14 protein-coding genes are annotated in these 15,820 nt (G+C 67.8%); 3 read left to right on the top strand and 11 right to left on the bottom strand.

What is annotated here, in order from left to right:
* Positions 1–3: 3 nt before the first annotated feature.
* From ACMG4O_RS11980 to ACMG4O_RS11940, 9 genes are read right to left on the bottom strand one after another with little or no spacing between them, the layout of a single operon-like run.
* Positions 4–810, bottom strand: coding sequence for an SCO family protein (locus ACMG4O_RS11980; RefSeq protein ID WP_414433852.1), 807 nt, complete (start codon positions 808–810; stop codon positions 4–6).
* Positions 807–1,175: a hypothetical protein gene (locus tag ACMG4O_RS11975; RefSeq protein WP_370201733.1), complete on the bottom strand. Its 369-nt coding sequence runs from the start codon at positions 1,173–1,175 to the stop codon at positions 807–809. Before ACMG4O_RS11975 ends, ACMG4O_RS11980 begins: the two co-directional genes overlap by 4 nt.
* Positions 1,172–2,230, bottom strand: coding sequence for a hypothetical protein (locus tag ACMG4O_RS11970; protein WP_414433851.1), 1,059 nt, complete (start codon positions 2,228–2,230; stop codon positions 1,172–1,174). Before ACMG4O_RS11970 ends, ACMG4O_RS11975 begins: the two co-directional genes overlap by 4 nt.
* Positions 2,227–2,766: a c-type cytochrome gene (locus tag ACMG4O_RS11965; protein ID WP_370201737.1), complete on the bottom strand. Its 540-nt coding sequence runs from the start codon at positions 2,764–2,766 to the stop codon at positions 2,227–2,229. The genes ACMG4O_RS11970 and ACMG4O_RS11965 overlap by 4 nt, the downstream gene beginning before the upstream one ends.
* Complete coding sequence (locus tag ACMG4O_RS11960) at positions 2,763–3,293, bottom strand: DUF3341 domain-containing protein (protein WP_414433850.1); 531 nt, start codon at positions 3,291–3,293, stop codon at positions 2,763–2,765. The genes ACMG4O_RS11965 and ACMG4O_RS11960 overlap by 4 nt, the downstream gene beginning before the upstream one ends.
* Complete coding sequence (nrfD, locus tag ACMG4O_RS11955) at positions 3,286–4,647, bottom strand: NrfD/PsrC family molybdoenzyme membrane anchor subunit (protein ID WP_370201739.1); 1,362 nt, start codon at positions 4,645–4,647, stop codon at positions 3,286–3,288. The genes ACMG4O_RS11960 and nrfD overlap by 8 nt, the downstream gene beginning before the upstream one ends.
* A complete protein-coding gene (locus ACMG4O_RS11950; RefSeq protein ID WP_414433849.1) occupies positions 4,644–7,637 on the bottom strand; it encodes a TAT-variant-translocated molybdopterin oxidoreductase in 2,994 nt (997 codons plus the stop codon). The genes nrfD and ACMG4O_RS11950 overlap by 4 nt, the downstream gene beginning before the upstream one ends.
* Complete coding sequence (locus ACMG4O_RS11945) at positions 7,625–8,290, bottom strand: cytochrome c3 family protein (protein WP_194856430.1); 666 nt, start codon at positions 8,288–8,290, stop codon at positions 7,625–7,627. The genes ACMG4O_RS11950 and ACMG4O_RS11945 overlap by 13 nt, the downstream gene beginning before the upstream one ends.
* A 3-nt stretch (positions 8,291–8,293) precedes the next feature.
* Positions 8,294–10,375, bottom strand: a complete 2,082-nt coding sequence (locus ACMG4O_RS11940) for a catalase (protein WP_335628953.1) — start codon at positions 10,373–10,375, stop codon at positions 8,294–8,296.
* Between the two features lie 393 nt (positions 10,376–10,768).
* Between ACMG4O_RS11940 and sodC the strand changes: the two genes are divergently transcribed.
* Positions 10,769–11,293, top strand: a complete 525-nt coding sequence (gene sodC / locus ACMG4O_RS11935) for a superoxide dismutase family protein (RefSeq protein ID WP_142948862.1) — start codon at positions 10,769–10,771, stop codon at positions 11,291–11,293.
* A 233-nt stretch (positions 11,294–11,526) separates the two neighbouring features.
* Positions 11,527–13,155 (top strand): S1 family peptidase, encoded by a 1,629-nt coding sequence (locus ACMG4O_RS11930; protein WP_414433848.1) that lies wholly within the window; start codon positions 11,527–11,529, stop codon positions 13,153–13,155.
* Here ACMG4O_RS11930 and ACMG4O_RS11925 read toward each other — a convergent pair.
* Entirely contained in the window at positions 13,135–13,962 is an 828-nt protein-coding gene (locus ACMG4O_RS11925; RefSeq protein WP_142948860.1) for a hypothetical protein, read from the bottom strand. The two genes, ACMG4O_RS11930 and ACMG4O_RS11925, sit on opposite strands and share 21 nt — an antisense overlap.
* 9 nt (positions 13,963–13,971) lie before the next feature.
* Positions 13,972–15,081 (bottom strand): aminotransferase class V-fold PLP-dependent enzyme, encoded by a 1,110-nt coding sequence (locus ACMG4O_RS11920; RefSeq protein WP_414433847.1) that lies wholly within the window; start codon positions 15,079–15,081, stop codon positions 13,972–13,974.
* A 102-nt stretch (positions 15,082–15,183) separates the two neighbouring features.
* On the opposite strand from ACMG4O_RS11920, the gene ACMG4O_RS11915 reads away from it, so the two are divergent.
* Positions 15,184–15,816, top strand: coding sequence for a TetR/AcrR family transcriptional regulator (locus ACMG4O_RS11915; RefSeq protein ID WP_142948858.1), 633 nt, complete (start codon positions 15,184–15,186; stop codon positions 15,814–15,816).
* The last annotated feature ends 4 nt before the right edge of the window (positions 15,817–15,820 follow it).

Below are 15,820 nucleotides of genomic sequence, written 5' to 3'. Positions count from 1 at the left end.
GGCTCAATGCCTCCCTTGCCGGTCATTCCCGCGGCGGCGCCGGAGCAGCCGGCCCACCACCAGCGCCAGCACCAGGGCGGTGATCAGGCAGGCCAGATTCAGCAGCCGCAGAATGTCCAGGGTGTAGGTGCCTTTCTCCGGATCGAAGTGAAAACAGCGCAGCGCGATCCGGTCGGTGATCGAGCCCAGCCGGCCTTCGCCGGCGCGGGTCAGCGCCAGTTCCACATCCCGCCCGGAAAACGTCAGGCCCAGCAGATACGAAGAGAGGCGCCCGTCGCCGTCGAGTACCGCCAGGGCGGCCGGGTGGGCGAACTGCTCGCTGTCCGCGTCGTACTGGTAGCGGTAGCCGATCCGCCGCGCCAGGGTGTCGATGGCCCGGGCGTCGCCGGTCAGCACCCGCCAGTCGCCGGCGTCGCTGTCGCCCTGATGGCTGTCGCGCAAAGTGGCCAGTGCGCGGTCGGCGGCGTCGGCGCCTTCCCGCGGGTCGATGCTCACGGTGATCACCCGGAAGTCCTCGCCGGGCTGGAACTTCACCTCCGAGAGCCGGCTGCCCAGGCGCCGCAGGGACAGATCGCAGAGGTTCGGGCAGTCGTACCAGGCCAGCTGCAGCAGGGCGGGTTTGCCGTCGATCAGGTTGCCCAGGGTCACGCTGTCGCCGTGGCGATCCGTGAAGCGCAGATCCAGGGGCACCCGCTCGCCGATGCGCTGGTCCACGCCGACCCGGTCCAGGGTTTGCGACGGCGTCGGCGGCTGGGCGGCGACCAGCAGCGGCAGGCCGAGCACGCCGGCGGCCAGTATCAGGCGGCTCATGGGCGCGCCTCCCCGTCGCCGTGGCGGCGCGCGTAGAGAGCCATGGCCCGCTCAATCGGGATGTGCACCACCCCGGCCTCCTGGTCCACCCAGCCGTATCGGTGCAGCCCCCGTTCGCTGATTTCGCGCATGCGCCGCAGGTCGGGGCCGGGCTCGGCCTGCAGGTGTGGTGTGCGCGGTTGGTCCAGCGGCAGTTCGAAGAAGCCGGTGGCGCGCGGCCCGGCGTCGCCGCGCAGCGCGAACGCCCAGCCGATCAGGCCCAGCACCACCGCCAGCAGACACAACACCAGAACCGCCGCCACCAGCGGCAGGCGCGGTGACACGTCGCGCTGTTCGTAACCGGGGTCGCGCCGTGGTGCGGTCATGGGGTGCCCTCCGCGCGCCGCGAACGGTAACGCCGGATCAGCAGCAGGCCCGGGGCGGCGAGGGTGAGCAACGCCACCGGTGAGCGCCAGCCGAGCGGCCAGTGGTGCGGGTAGTACGCGGGCAGCACCAGCCAGGCGAATTCCAGCGCATGCCCCAGCAGCACCAGCGCCGCCAGGACCGCCAGCGGCCGGGCGCGCCGCTTCCAGCCGGCGGGCAGCAGGGCGGCGAACGGCAGCGCCCCGCACAGTGTCATCATCGCCAGTGCCAGCCATTGCCAGCCGCCCTGGCCACGGTGGGCGTACCAGCGGATTTCGTGGGGCAGATCGCCGCTCCAGATGATCAGGTACTGGCTGAAGGCCACGAACACCCAGAACAGGATCGCCGCCAGCCACAGATGCGCCAGATCCCGCCGCGCGCCTTCCAGCGCCGGCCACCGCTCCGCGTCCGGGTAGACGCCCGGCAGCAGGAACGGCAGCGCCAGCGCCATGGACAGCGCCGAGCCCATGAAAATCAGGCCCAGAATGTCCGAGTACCAGGCCGGCTCCAGGCCCATGATCCAGTCGAACGCGAAAAAGGTGGTGGTGAGCGCCCATAGCACCAGCCCGCCGGCGCTGGCCGGCATGGAGCGGCGGTCGCCGCGCCACACCGAGAGCCGCGCGGCCAGGATCAGCCAGATCACCGCGTACAGGGCGAAGCGGGCATGGAAAAACGGCAGGTTCAGATAGAACGTCTTGTGCCGCACCACCTCGGGCAGGCCGCTCAGGTCGCCGGTCCAGGGGAGCAGTACCCGCGCGCCCAGCAGCAGGGGCACGAACGCCACCAGCATCAGCGGCAGGGTCGCCACCACCGCCTTCAGCGGCGCGCGCACCGGCTCGCCCCACTGGCCGCCGGTGAGATTGTGGGTCATCAGTACCGCCATGGCGCCCAGCGGCAGGGCGATGCCGGTGAGGGCGGCCACCAGCCAGGCGCGCAGGAAGGCGGCGCTGTCCAGCAGCGCCCCCAGGCCGGTGAGCAACAGCCCGGCGACGGCGACGAACACCAGTGCCCGGGTCATGGCGGGGCCTCCCCGGTGTCGGGCAGCGGCCGGTGGTCCCGGGGCACGTCCTCCAGGCGCGCGTTGCGGCTCAACTGCAGGCTGCGAATGTAGGCGATGATCGCCCAGCGCTGGTCCTCGGGCACGCGGCTGGCGTAGGCGTACATGGCGCCGTGGCCGTCGCGGATCACCTGGTAGAAATGCCGGTCCGCGGCTCGGCGCAGGCGTGGCCGGTGCAGGCTGGGCGGCGCCGGGAAGCCGCGCTGCACGATCACCCCCTGGCCGCGCCCGTTGCGGCCGTGGCAGGGCGCGCAGAACACATCGAACTGTTCCCGCCCGTGGGCCAGTGTTTCAGCGTTGATCGGCAGCGGGTTCTCCGTGGCCGCCGGCCGCTGGTCCCGCGCCACCGTGCCTTCGGGCACCGGCCGGGCGGCCAGGCCGTCGTTGAAGGCGGCGCCGGTTTCATAGGTTTCCAGGCGCGGCTGGTCGGCCATGTCGGGCTGCTCGCAGCCGCACAGCAGCGCCGGCACCAGCAACCACCAGGACCAGTACTTCATGCCGGCACCTCCCGGATCGACACCGCACCGTTTTGCAGCAGGTGCTCGCGCAGCCGCTCCGCGTCGAACAGCGGGTCCGACGCTTCGAGGCACAGGAAATAGCCGTCCCGCGATGCCGCGTCGAACTCCGCCACGTTGAACAGCGGGTGGTAGGGGCGGGGGAAGCCGTTCAGCCACAGCATCGACAGCATGGCGCCCAGGGTGGCGCCGACCATGGTCATGGCGAAGGTAACGATGGTATAGGCGGGCCAACTGAGTACCGGCCTGCCGCCCACGTTGAAGGGATAATCCAGCGAGGCGTACACCTGCAGCGCCAGGGCGCCGGCGCCGACCACCACCGCGCACACCAGGGCGATGACCGGCACGCGCCGCTCGCTCAGGCCCAGCGCCTGGTCGAGGCCTTCCACCGGGTGCGGGCTGTAGGCGTCCAGGCGGGTCAGCCCGCGCCGGCGCAAATCACGGCTGGCGGCGAGCAGGCGGTCGGCGTCGGGGAAGCGGGCCAGCAGCCCGTGCAGGCGCTCATCCATGGTCGGCCTCCCGCTGTTTGCGGCGGTGCAGCATCTCCCGCATGTCGTGCATGGAGATCGCCGGCATCAGCTTGATGAACAGCAACAGCAGCACCACGAACACGCCGATCGAGCCGGCGTAGGTGAGCCAGTCCCAGGCGCTGGGCGTTACCGTATCCCAGGCGCTGGGCATGTAGTCCTTGTGGGTGCTGGTAATGACGATCTGAAAGCGTTCCAGCCACATGCCGATCTCGGCGATCACCGCCAGGCACAGCAGCCCCGGCACGCTCTCGCGCAGGCGCCGGAACCACAGGCCCTGGGCCAGCACCACGTTGCACAGGATCATGCCCCAGTAGAAGGGCGCGTAGGGCCCGCTCCAGCGGTCGTAATAGACGCTGCGGTAAAAGTCCTCGCCGGTGTAGAAGGCGGTGAACACTTCTTGCAGGTAGGCGTAGTCCACCACCAGCACGAAGCACAGCATCATGATGCCGAGCCGGTTCAGATGCGCCCGGGTGATCAGATCGCGGAAGCCGAACAGGGCGCGCAGCACGATGGCGATGATCGCCACCGTGGCGAAGCCGGAATAGAGCGCGCCGGCGACGAAGTAGGGCGGAAAGATGGTGAAATGAAACCCGGGCACGATGCTGACCGCCAGGTCCAGTGAAATGGTGCCGGTGACCGACACCACGATGGGCACCGCGATCACCGCCAGCACCCGGTGGGCCTGCTGGTAGCGGTGCCAGTGCCGCGCCGAGTTGCGCCAGCCCAGCGCCAGCACGCCGTAGAACAGCTGCACGGCGCGGTGACGGGCGCGGTCGCGCAGGCTGGCCAAGTCCGGCAGCAGGCTCAGGAACAGAAAGCTGGCGGTGAACAGCAGATAACTGGCGATGGCGAAGAAGTCCCACACCAGCGGGCTGCGCCACTGCGGCCAGAGATCCATCAGGTTGGGGTAGGGCAGCAGAAAATAGGCGAACTGGGGACGCCCCAGGTGCAGCAGCGGGTAACTGCCGGCCAGCACGATGGCGAACATCGCCATGGCCTCCGCCGAGCGGCTGATGGAGGCGCGCCAGTCCTGGCGGGTCAGCCACAATACCGCCGAGATCAGCGTGCCGGCGTGGGCGATGCCGATCCACCAGATGGTATTGATGATGGGAAAACCCCAGGCCACCGGAATGTTCAGGCCGAAGGCGCCGACCCCCACGCTGAGCACGTAGACCACGCCGACCAGGAACAGCAGGGACAACAGCGTCGCCAGGCCCAGCGCCAGCCACCAGGCCCTGGGCGGCCGGGTGCCGAGCACCGTGGCGCTCACCCGGTCGGTGAGCGCGCCGGCGCTGAGGCCGGGCGGGGCCAGCTCGTCGCGGCGCCGGTTCATGCCGGCGCCTCCCGCGCCTCAAGCGCCTGGATCGCCGGATTGGGGTTGCGCACGCCGGCCAGATAGGTGGTGCGCGGCCGGGTGTTCAGCTCTTCCAGCATGGCGTAGTTGAGCGGGCTTGCCTTGGCCCGGCTGACGGCGCTGTGGCGGTCGTTGAGATCGCCGAATTCAATCGCCTCGGACGGACACACCTGCTGACAGGCGGTGCGTAACTCGCCGTCTTCCAGGGGGCGGTCTTCGTTGCGGGCGTCGGTTTCGGTCTGATTGATGCGCTGCACGCAGTAGGTGCATTTTTCCATCACGCCGCGGCTGCGCACGGTGACATCCGGGTTGTGGGCGGCGGCCGGCGTGGCCAGCTCGGCGGTGGCTTCGGTGTAGTGGTACCAGTTGAAGCGGCGCACCTTGTACGGGCAGTTCTGCGAACAATAGCGGGTGCCCACGCAGCGGTTGTAGATCATTTCGTTGAGGCCCTCGCTGCTGTGCTGGGTGGCCTCCACCGGGCAGACGTATTCGCAGGGGGCCTTTTCACAGTGCATGCAGGGCACCGGCTGGAAGTGCATGCTGGGATCGTCCAGCGGCCCGGCGTAGTAACGGTCCACGCGGATCCAGTGCATTTCACGGCCGCGCCGCACCTCCTCCGGCCCGACAATGGGAATGTTGTTCTCCGCCTGGCAGGCGGTGATGCAGGCGTTGCAGCCGATGCAGCTGTTCAGGTCGATGCTCATGCCCCAGGCGTGGTCTGGGTAGTCCCACTCCGGGTACAGCGAGATCGGTTCTTCCACCCGGTCCGGTTGAGCGAAACCGGGCTCTTCCTGGAAATGCGCCAGGTCGGTTTCGCGCAGCAGATCGCGGCCGGCCATGTTGTGGTGTTGCTGGGTGCTGGCCAGGGCGGCGCGGTCGCCGAGCACCTCCAGAGTCACTCCGCCGGCGGCGAAGGCGCCGTGGTCGGGCATCAGCCGGTAGGCGTTGACCCCCACGCCGTTGCCGACGCGGCCGGCGTCGCGGCGGCCCTGGCCGACGAACAGGGTGATCGCCCGGGCCGGCTGGCCGGGCTGGATCCACACCGGCGTGTCCAGGCTGCGGCCGGCCAGGGTGAGCCGCACACGCTGGCCCTCGCTCAGGCCTTCGCGTTCCGCCAGCGCCGGTGAGATCAGCGCGGCGCCGTCCCAGGTGAGCTGCGTCAGCGGGCGCGGCAACTCCTGCAGCCAGCCGTTGTTGGCGTAGTGGCCGTCGTGCAGGGCCGGGTCGGCGCGCCACTGCAGCAGCAGGCCGTCCCGGTCGGTGGGCGGCGGTGGCGGCGGCGTATTGCGCAGCGTCGGCAGGGCGGCCGGCAGGGCGGTGCCGTCGATCCAGCCCCGCTGCAGGGCGCTGTGCCAGTGGCGTTCGAAGTCCGCCCCCGGCAGCGCCTGTCGCCAGTGCTCACGGACCAGTTCGCGAGGGTCGGTGCGGTAGCGGCCGGCGAAGGCGGCGAGCACTTGCTGGGCGGTGTAGCCGCCGAACAACGGCACGATGGTGGGCTGCATCAGGCTGACGGTGCCGTCGAAGGCGCGCGCATCGTCCCAGCTTTCCAGCGGATGGGCGGCGGGCAGATGCCAGAGCGCGGCGCGCCCGGTTTCGTCGCGGTACTGGCCGCAGTGGACGCTGAACGGCACCCGCGCCAGACGCTCTTCGAACGCCAGCCCGGCGGGGGCGTTGTAGACCGGATTGACGTTCAGCATCAGCAGCGCGTCGACCCGGCCCTCGCCCATGGCGCGGCTCAGGTCGGCCAGGTCGCCGTCGGCGGCGGGCGCCACCGGGGCGCTGTATTCCACGCTGGTGCCGGCGGCGCCGAGATGGTGGTTGATGGCGTGCGCCAGCGCGTGCAACGCCGCCGGTTGGGTATCGCCGGGGATCACCACCGCTTCCGCGCCGGCGCGGCGCAGATCGTCGGCCAGGGCGTCCAGCCAGGCGGGGTCGACCGGGCTGTTTTCAGCCTGATCCGCCATGCCGGGCACCCCCAGGCGCGCCGCCAGGGCAGCGGCCAGCGCGGGCACCTCGGCGGCGGCCAGCGGCAGTCGGTGGTCGCTGCTGGCGCCGGTGATCGAGGGCGTGCTTTCCACGCTATAGAGACGGTTCAGCAGCGCGTCTTCGCGGTCCGGCCGGCGCCGGCCCATGGCGTGGCGTGCGTGCACCAGCTTGGCGGGGCCGCTGCCGAGCATATCCGCGTCCAGGTCCAGGATCACCCGGGCCCGGTCAAGCCGGTAGCGGGCCTCCCGGGGCTCGCCGAACAGCTGCCGGGTGCCCTGGTGGGCGGCGCCGTTGGCGAGCGGCTCGTGGCGGTACCAGCGCGTGGACGGATAGAGGCGTTTCAGCCGTTCTATCAGCGCGTGCTGGCTGGGCGACGTGAGCGGGCCGGTAAGCAGGCACAGCCGGCGTTCGCCGGCGGCCCAGTGGCGGCGTTGCGCCTGCAGCTGCTCGAGGAAGGCGGCGTCGCTGCCGGCGGTGCCTTGGTAGCGTATCGTCTGCGAGCGGTCCGGGTCGTAGAGGCCGAGAATTTCCGCCTGGGCGATGCTGTCGGTGGCGCCCAGGCTGGCGGGGTGCTCCGGGTTGCCTTCCACCTTCACCGGCCGGCCCTGGAACGTCTTCACCAGCACGCCCCGGGCATAGCCGTCCAAGGGCAGGGTGGAGGCGTACCAGCGGGCACGCCCGGGCAGCAGGTCCTCCGGGCGCCGTGTGTAGGGGGCGATCCTTTCCTCCGGCTGGGGCTTGCAGCCGGTCAGGCCGCCCAGGGCCAGGGACGCGGCCATCAGGCCCAGCAGCCCGCGCCGCGACACCCGGCCTTCCCAGAGCGGCGCCAGCCTGGGAAATTCTTCTTCCAGCAGCCGCTGGAAGTCATCGCTGTCGGCCAGCTCTTCGAGGCTGCGCCAGTAGTGGCGGCCGGAGCGGCCGGCCAGTTTACGGCGCAGGGCGGCCATGTCGGTGCCGTGTTCGCGGGCGATTATTGATGACATAGGCTGCAGTCCGTCAAACGCTCGGTGGAGGGCGTGTGGTAACGCGCCATCAGACGCTCACCCAGTTGCTGGCGGTCGACGCCTCGCCGGGCTTCCCAGCCCATCTCGAAGACCGCGTCGGGCGGCCGCAGACGGGGCGCGGGATTGCGGTGGCAGTCGAGGCAGAACTGCATGAACAGGGTTTTTTTCTGCGTGGTCAGCGGCATTCGGTCGACCCGGCCGTGGCAGGCTTCGCAGGGCACGCCGTTATTGACGTGGGCGCTGTGATCGAAGCGCACGTAGTCGGGCAGGTCATGGACCCGCCGCCAGCGCAGGGGCTTGTCGTCACGCAGGCTGTCGCGAACCGGCGCGAGCATGTCGGCGTTGGTCCAGAGCTGCGAATGACAGGTCATGCAGATTTCGCTCTCCGGTACCCCCGCGAACGAGGATTGCTCCACGGAGGTATGGCAGTAACGGCAATCCAGACCCAGCTCGCCGACATGATGCTTGTGGCTGAACGGCACCGGCTGAGCCGGCGTTCGGTCAACGCCGCTGTAGTAGGGCGACTGGAAGTAATAGGCGCCCAGCGCCACCATCACCACCACCAGCGCGAACGCCAGAATCAGCGCCATCCAGGCCAGGGCATTGGCCCTGGGCCTGAAAATACGCGGCACGGGTCAGGCCCGGGTCCAGCAACGCAGGTTCCGGCACAGGGTCAGGAAGCGGGCGGCGTCGCCGGCCTTGTCCAGCGGCACCAGCCCTTCCGCGCCGGCGTCGTCCGGGCCCGACAGGCCGAGCAGTGCCACCGCTTCCTCGGTGAAGCCGATGAACTTCTTGTGCGCCAGCGCGTCGCTGACGAAGTCACGGGCCGGGGGCATCGCCGCCAGTTCGCGGGCGCCCTTTTCCGAGAGCACCAGCGCCACCGCGTCGAACACCACCGAGGGGCCGCCGTCGATTTTTTCGTCGGCTTCCAGCCAGCTGCCGTCGCTGAGTTTCACGCCGCCCACGGAGGCCGCCACATAGGCCACCTTGGCGCCTTCTTTCTTGGCCGCTTTCTCCAGCGCGGTGAGCAGGGCGGCGTCGGCGCCGTCGCTGACCAGTGCGCCGATCTTGCGGCCGGAGAAGGTTTCCGGCTGGTTAAGCAGAATGCTCAGTGCCGGCGACGCCTTCAGGTCCTGGCGGGTGGGCCGCGCGGCGTCGGCGGCGCGCGGCAGCGGACTCAGCCGCAGACCCTTGGCCACGCCCTTGGCCAGGTCTTCGTCGATGTTGCGCAGGTGCGACACCATGCGCGCGCGAATCGCTACGGTGTCCACCTTGCTCAGTTCGAACACCAGGGCGTCGGTGATGTGGTCCTGTTCCACCTCTGTCTGGCTGATAAAGAACTGACGGGCCTGGCTGTAATGGTCGGAAAAGCTTTCCGGGCGCAGGCGCTGCTTGGTGCCCGCTTCCTCGGCCGGGTAGCTGTGGAAACCGCGCTGCGGGTTTTCGCGCGGGCCGCCTTCGGCACCGCCCCAGGAATTGGGCTCGTAGTTGGCGCGGCCTTTGGGGTTCTCCATCGCCATGTGCCCGTCCTGCTGCAGGGTGTGATAGGGGCACTTGGGCGCGTTGATCGGAATATGGGTGAAGTTGGGGCCGCCGAGACGCTTGAGCTGGGTATCCAGGTAGGAAAAGTTGCGGCCTTGCAGCAGCGGATCATTGGTGAAATCAATGCCCGGCACGATGTTCTGCGTACAGAAGGCCACCTGCTCGGTTTCGGCGAAAAAGTTGTCCACGTTGCGGTTCAGTACCAGGCGGCCCACCGGGGTCACCGGCACTTCTTCCTCGGGAATGATCTTGGTGGGGTCGAGCACGTCGAAATCGAATTTTTCAGCGAACTTTTCGTCGAAAATCTGCAGGCCCAGTTCCCACTCCGGGTAGTCGCCGGATTCGATCGCGCCCCACATGTCCCGGCGATGGAAATCCGGATCGGCGCCGTTGATTTTCAGAGCTTCGTTCCAGACCACCGACTGCATGCCCTGTTTGGGCTTCCAGTGGAATTTCACGAAGGTGGACTCGCCCTTGGCGTTGACCATGCGGAAGCTGTGCACGCCGAACCCTTCCATGAAACGCAGGGAACGCGGGATGGTGCGGTCGGACATAATCCACATGACCATGTGCATGCTTTCCGGCGTCAGGGAGATGAAATCCCAGAAATTGTCATGGGCGGTCTGCGCCTGGGGAAAGCCACGGTCCGGTTCCTGCTTGGCGGCGTGGATCAGGTCCGGGAACTTCATCGCGTCCTGGATGAAGAACACCGGAATGTTGTTGCCGACGATGTCCCAGTTGCCTTCCTCGGTGTACAGCTTTACGGCGAAGCCGCGCACGTCGCGCGCCAGATCCCCGGAGCCCTTATTGCCGGCCACCGTGGAAAAACGCACGAACGCCGGCGTGCGCTGGCCCTTTTTTTGGAACAATCCGGCGCGGGTCAGTTTGTCCAGCGGCGCGTAGTTCTCGAAGTAGCCGTGCGCCGCGAACCCGCGAGCGTGCACGACGCGCTCGGGAATGCGCTCATGATCGAAGTGGAATAGTTTCTCGCGAAAGTGGAAGTCTTCCAGGGCGGCGGGGCCGCGCTCGCCGACGGTGAGGGTGTTCTGGTCGTCGGCCACCGGCACGCCCTGCTTGGTGGTCAGGGTGGGCACTTCGCCCCCGGCGGTCTGGTGGGTTTCTCCGCCATTTCCTTTAACGGTTTTCCGGTCGCTCTTGGCTGCCTTCTTGGCCATGTTGCCTCCTGGGTGGTGTTCAATCCTTTGCTGGCTTCAAGCCTAGGCCCGGGAGTGAAAACTTCACAAGACGCTCACGGCGGCGGCACCCGGTAAAACAGCGGTGTCCGCCGGTCTCTTCATTCCAGGAAACTTGTGAAAGTGAAGGTTCGATACTTTTATGAAATAAGAAAGGCGCTTATGAGGGGAATAACTAAGAAGTTCGTGGCGCTATTGAGGCCTTGGAGCTGGCACTTAAAGATGACCCGGACCAGGAACGTAAAAAACAGGGAAAAACCGTAAAACCTGTGCGCTTTCAGAACCAGGGTGACGGTTTCGCTTTAAATGCGTGTCCACGGATGACTAGGATGTGACAGTGTGATCAACCATCGACGACACAAGGAAGGCATGACTATGCGCAATCGACACCTGTTACTCGCTCTGTTCGCCGGCGCCGTTGCCGGCACCACCCAGGCGGCCACCACCATCACCCTGCACGAAGCCACCGACGAAGGCCCCGGTGACAGTGTCGGCACGGTCACCGTCACCGAGAGCGAATACGGCCTGGTGTTCACGCCGGATCTGAAGGATCTGGACGAGGGCATCCATGGGTTCCACGTTCATCAGAACCCCACCTGCCAGCCCGGCGAGAAGGACGGCGACACGGTGCCGGCCCTGGCCGCCGGCGGCCATTTCGACCCGGACAACAGCGGCCGCCACGGCACCCCCTGGGGCGACGGCCACCTGGGCGACCTGCCGGCGCTGTACGTGGACGATGAGGGCCGCGCCACGCTGCCGGTTCTCGCACCCCGGCTGGAGATGGACGACCTGAAAGGCCGCGCGGTGATGGTGCACGCCGGCGGCGACAACTACAGCGATCAGCCCAAACCCCTGGGCGGCGGCGGACCGCGTATGGCCTGCGGCGTGGTCGCCGACTAGTACGCTTTTCACCCTTTTTTCCTACCAGAACCGAAAACACCGGGCTTAGCCCGGTGTTTTTTTGTGCGTTAGGGCACGAATTACCTATGCGTTGAGTCACAAATAAGAATGATGTCGTACTGATATCATCCAACTACTCTAGTAATCGCCACTAAGCGTGACCTAGTATCCGCCGAGTACGAACTTAACACTAGGCGGGTCGGGCTATGCGTAATCTTATAATCTCATTCATTGTGGCTTCAGGGCTTCTCTCCGGCGTGGCGTTCGGCGCGGACGACACCATGACGCCGCGTATCATCGGTGGGGACCCGGTCCCCACGGCGCGCAGCTGGATGGCGGAAATCGAGATCGGCGGCGCCAGTTACGGGTACACCCGCTGCGGCGGCGCCCTGGTGGCGCCGCGCTGGGTGCTCACCGCCGCGCACTGCGTGGACGACTACGCCGCCAGCGACCTGTATGTCTCCCTCGGGCACCTGAATCGCCATGAGCAGGCCCCGGAACGGTTGGCGGTGCGCTCGGTGCGCGTGCACGAGCACTACCGCACCGGCGTGTACCACAACGACCTGGCCCTGCTTGAGCTGTCCTCGGCCTCCCGGCTGGAGCCCCTGGACCTGGCCAAGGCGGACGAGATGAAAGCGTTGCGCGCCGGTTCCTCGGACGAGGCCCTGGTGGCGCTGGGTTGGGGGCAGACCGAAACCAGCAGCATGTCCGACACCCTGCAGCAGGCCGGTCTGGATTACGTGTCGCCGCAGCAGTGCAGCACCTACTGGAACAGTCTCACCTCCGGACAGATCTGCGCCGCCGAGAGAAACCCGGTGAACGGCACCAACCAGGACACCTGCCGGGGCGACAGCGGCGGGCCGCTGATCTTCCAGCAGGACGGACGCACCTGGCTGGTGGGCGTCACCAGCTACGGCACCGAGCGGTGCGCGTCCGGCGTGCCGGCGGTCTACACCCGGGTGAGCGCCTATCTGGGCTGGATCGAGAGCACCTCCTCCGGCGCCATGGTGGATTTGCACAGCGAATCCGAGGGCGAAAGCCTCTACACCGGCCCCGGGCGGGCGCTGTCCATGGACACCCGGGTCAGCAACCTGAGCCAGGTCAACGACGCCCGCCAGGTGGGCATCCGGATCCACCACAAGGCCGGCCTGCGGGTCAGCGCCGACGATCTGCAGTGCACCGCCCGCGGCGGCTACACCGATTGCCTGGGCGCGGCGGAACTGTCCACCGGCGCGGTCAGCAACAGCCACCGCCTGTGGCTGACCCCCACCCACGGCGGTACCTTCACCGACCGGGTCACGGTGACCCCGATCAGCGACAGCCACGACTATTACAGCGCCGACACCGAGCAGTTCTCACCGGTGTTCAGCGATGTGCCGGATATGACGCTGGACGCCACCGCCACCCGTAGCGGCGGCACCGTTTCGATCCGCGCGGAGATCACCAACCAAGCGCAGCACCGCGACGCCTATAACGCCTGGGCGAGCTTCCAGGTGCCCGCCGGCTGGGATTACGACAGCCTGCCCGCGGGCTGCACCGACACCCAGCCGGTGCGTTGCGACCTGGGCGACCTGGCGCGCGGCGAAAGCCGCACCCTGAGCCTGGCGCTGACCGGCGAGGGCAGCGGCCGGGTGTTCCTGGACGCGGGCGCCGCCAACGGTGATTTCCCGGCCGGCGATACCCGCGCCTTCGTGACGCCGGCGGCGGCCGGCCAGGAAAGCAGCCGTGGCGGCGACACCGGCGGGTCCGGTGGCGGCGGTGGCGGCGGCGGTGCCGGTGGCTGGGGCTGGCTGGCTCTGCTGGTGCTGGCGGGTCTGGCGCGCGGCGGGCGGCGGCCGGGGCTAGCCGTCCACCACGGATAAGTGACGTTTACGCTGCTCCGGCGCCAGGGCGCCGGCGTTGCCTTTCCAGGGCAGGGCGCCGAAGCCGGTGGGCACTTTGTCGAGCAGGTAGGGCGCCTTGATCACATCGAAGTAGGGCGAGTGATCGAAGTCGGCGGCGTGGAACACCCGGGGCTGCAGGCGCAGCAGCCGGGTCCCCGCGTCGCCGGGCTCCTTGACCAGCGGGTGCACCGGAAACTGGATAAAGGCGAAGGCCTCGCCCACGGTGGTGCCGGTGATGGCCCGCAACAGGTCGTTGGCCCAGCGGTTGAGCAGCCGCCGGCGGGCGTGGCGCGCCAGGGTGCGCCAGGGCAGCAACCACAGCAGCGCCAGCGTGCTCCAGGTGTGCTGGGTGCCGGTGCCCACGCGGCTGATGGCGAAGCGCAAGGCGTCCTGGCATTCCGCCTCGGACAGATTCTGCGCCCGGCAGACCCGCAGGTGCAGATCGTGGAGATTGCTCAGGTCGCGAACGCAGAGCCCGCGCTCCAGGCTGGCGTCCAGCACCAACTGGGTGTCCGGCCGGCAGGGCAGGTAATCCGCCAGCAGCGAGCGCAGGGCCGGGTCCGCCACTTCATGGGGACGGCCGATGTACAGCAGCACCCGTGAAAAGCGGCTGCCGGTGAGCACCTTCAGACGGCGGTCCAGAGGGCTGTCGCCGTCCACCAGCAGCACATCGCAGGGGCGCAGCTGGGCGCGCTGGCTTTCCAGGTCGCCGAGCGGCCAGTCGGAGTGGTCCGGTTGCCGCTGGAGACGTTCACAGAGCCATTGGTAGAGTCGCTGGGAATTCATGGCGTGATCCTACAGTAGCGCCACTGCGCGATCCATGACCGAATAGTCAGTATAGAAGTGCGGCGAGAAGCGCACGCCGCCGCCCCGTTCCGCGCACACCACGCCGCCGGCCTGCAGCCGCGCCCGGGTGTCCGCGGGGGCCTCGTCCATCAGCCGGAAGGTGACGATGCCGGCGCGCCGCTCCGCCTGCGCCGGGCTGAGCACCTCGGCGCCGCGGTCGCGCAGGGCGCTGTCCAGATAGCCGATTCGCTCCGCCAGGGCCCGGGCCACGGTGTCCATGCCCAGTTCCTGAAACAGAGAGAGGGAGGCGTCCAGGGCGTGGGCGCCGAGCATGTTCGGGCTGCCGCATTCAAAGCGGCGCGCGTCCTCGGCCACCCGCCAGCCGGTCTGGCTGTAGTCGCCGGCGTTGGCGATCATATGCCAGCCGAATTGCCGCAACCGCAGGCGCTCGCGCACCGCCGGCCGGCAGTAGAACAGCGCCAGGCCCTCCGGGCCGAGCATCCATTTATGGCCGTCGGCGACCACGAAATCCGCGTACACCTCGCCGCTGTCGAAGCGCACCGCGCCCAGGCTCTGGATCGCGTCCACGCAGAACAGCACGCCGCTGTCCCGGCAGGCGCGGCCGATCGGCGCCAGGTTCAGGCGGATACCGCTGCCGTACTGCACCGAGGACAGCGATACCAGACGGGTGCGTTCGCCGATGGCGTCGATCACCCGTTGTTCGGCGTCCGGGCCGCTCACGTCCACTTCCACCACCTCGACGCCCTGGTCGGCCAGGGCCTGCCAGGGAATCCGGTTGGACGGGAACTCCTGATCGCTGATCACCACCTGGTCGCCGGCCCGCCAATCGAGCCCCTGGGCGATCACCGACAGCCCTTCGGAGGTGTTCTTGAGCAGCGCCACGTCCGCCGGCTCGACGTTGATCAACCAACCGAGACGGTCGCGCAGACGTTGCTCCACGCGCGCCCATTGCGGGTAGTCCCGGGCGCCCACCTGGATATTCTGGTTGGCGAAGGCGACCACCGCGTCGCGGGTGCGGCGGGGCCAGGGGGCCACGGCGGCGTGGTTGAGATACAGCACGTCGTGGTGCAACGGGAATTCCGCTTTCAGGTCGACCATTGCCAGTGCTCCTCCACAAAACTCACTTGATTGTAACCGCCCTGGAGGTAACGTGCAGAGGGCGTGGTTATGGTAATCTAGCCCATAAACGAGGAGGTATAGATGGGTGACTTGGAAAAAGCCACGCGTAAGGCGCAGGAATTCCGGCAGCGCGAGCAGGAAATTCTGGACGCCGCACTGATTCTGTTTCTGGAGCAGGGCGAGGACCGCGTCACGGTGGAGAACATCGCCGACCGGGTGGGCATTGGCAAGGGCACCATCTACAAGCACTTCGAGACCAAGAACCAGATCTACCTGCTGTTGATGCTTCGTTACGAGGAGGATCTGGCGTCGCTGTTTCAGGACATCTCCGAGTCCGACGACAAGGAAACCCTGGCGCGCGAATACTTCCGCTTCCGGATCAGCGATCCGGCCCGCTACCAGTTGTTCGACCGGCTGGAAAACAAAGTGATCAAGGATCACGCCGTGCCCGAGCTGGTGGACAAACTGCACCGCATCCGCGAAGCCAATTTCGAGAAGCTCAACCACATCGTCGAGGCCCGCATCCAGGAAGGTTCCCTGGAGCCGGTGCCCGCCATCTATCATATCTGCTCCGCCTGGGCTCTGGCGCACGGCGCCGTTGCGTTGATGCAGTCGCCGTTCTATCAGCGCCTGATCGATGACAAGGACGACTTTCTCGATTTCCTGATCGAGATCGGCATCCGCATGGGCAACAAAGGCCAGCGCGGCAAATAAGGAA

The organism is Alloalcanivorax venustensis (assembly GCF_047495515.1).
In the GTDB taxonomy this organism is placed as follows: Bacteria; Pseudomonadota; Gammaproteobacteria; order Pseudomonadales; family Alcanivoracaceae; genus Alloalcanivorax; species Alloalcanivorax venustensis.
The sequence above is the reverse complement of the archived record's forward strand: the minus strand, read 5'-3'. Positions and strand labels throughout refer to the sequence as shown.